The organism is Streptomyces sp. NPDC056224 (assembly GCF_042267665.1).
GTDB lineage: Bacteria > Actinomycetota > Actinomycetes > Streptomycetales > Streptomycetaceae > Streptomyces.
The window spans coordinates 1-1,153 of sequence record NZ_JBHJTK010000117.1 but is presented as its reverse complement, the minus strand read 5'-3'; the positions used below and the strand labels follow the sequence as shown (position 1 = coordinate 1,153).

The 1,153-nt window shown below is 32.1% G+C and carries 1 protein-coding gene; it reads right to left on the bottom strand.

The window, feature by feature from the left end; all coding sequences use genetic code 11:
- Positions 1–19: 19 nt before the first annotated feature.
- Complete coding sequence (locus ACFCZ1_RS38565) at positions 20–904, bottom strand: pLS20_p028 family conjugation system transmembrane protein (RefSeq protein ID WP_376682919.1); 885 nt, start codon at positions 902–904, stop codon at positions 20–22.
- Between the last annotated feature and the right edge of the window lie 249 nt (positions 905–1,153).

The following is a 1,153-nucleotide window of genomic DNA, read 5'->3' as shown; positions in this document are numbered from 1 at the left end:
ACCCGGCGGACCTGGGCCGTCACCGTCCCCCTATTATCATGGGTGTGAAATTAGCATGATAACGGAAATATCCTTCTTTAAAAGAGTCATTAAAAAAAGCAAATACTCCTCCTTTAATTTTATCTGCAATGACTTTACCGTTTTCATTTGTATCGAGTTTATACGCAAGATGTTTTACTTCTTCACCCTCAACATCATCGATAGTGTCTGAAGTGATTAACGCATTTAAATTAGTTATTTTGAATGAGTCAGGTGTTAATTCATTTCTTTTATTTTCTTTATTATCAAGAGTAGAAAATCCTTGAGATGATATGTAAAGTAGATCAGCCACATTTTCTTGAATGAGATTCCAGGATAAACTTGAAACTTGTTCATTGTTCCCAGCAGTTTGTGTTGCGTAAAAGAAGTTTTTAGAAATATCTTGCATTGTAGTCATCAAAGTGGGTAATCCCAAAATAAGAAAAGCTGAAATAAATATATTTACTCCTAATGACTTAAATTTTGGAGGCTCTTTTGCAATAACAGTTTTAAATCCTAAGTACACCAAAGTCAAAACCATGAGTGTTACTACAAGATCATTAATAATAGCTTTTGTAATACCCTGTATTCCTGAATCATCTAAAAAACTCAACAAACTTAAGGAGTCTGGTATTAACCCTTCAACCCCATTTGTTAGAAAATAGAGTCCTTTAATCAATGCCCATCCCATCCAATGAAACATTACCGTAAAAAAGTTTCCATACGATAAATAATCTTGATACTTTTTTAAAAAGTTTACTGTTTTTTCATCCCCTCCATCTGACCATAAGGAATCCCAAATTGCTGCTTGAACTGATGGAGTTAAAATTATAAATGCTATTAAAAATATTAATATTGGTACAAGAAACTTTCTAAATTTATTCACATAATTCCTCCCCTAATTTAAATTAGCTAATTTCTGTTTATGCTCTTAATTTAGCATGGAAACTTTGTTTCCATAAGGGGTAAAATGAAATTTTTCTAAAAATTTTTGATATAGGGGGATTGGGGGAAAACCCCCAACAAGCCTAAAATGGAAACATGCGAGAGCATGGGCCCATTTTAGTATGCTTGCAAAACATTAAATACTTTTATTGTTTTGTTTAATTACTTATAATTAAAGAATACATGGCTG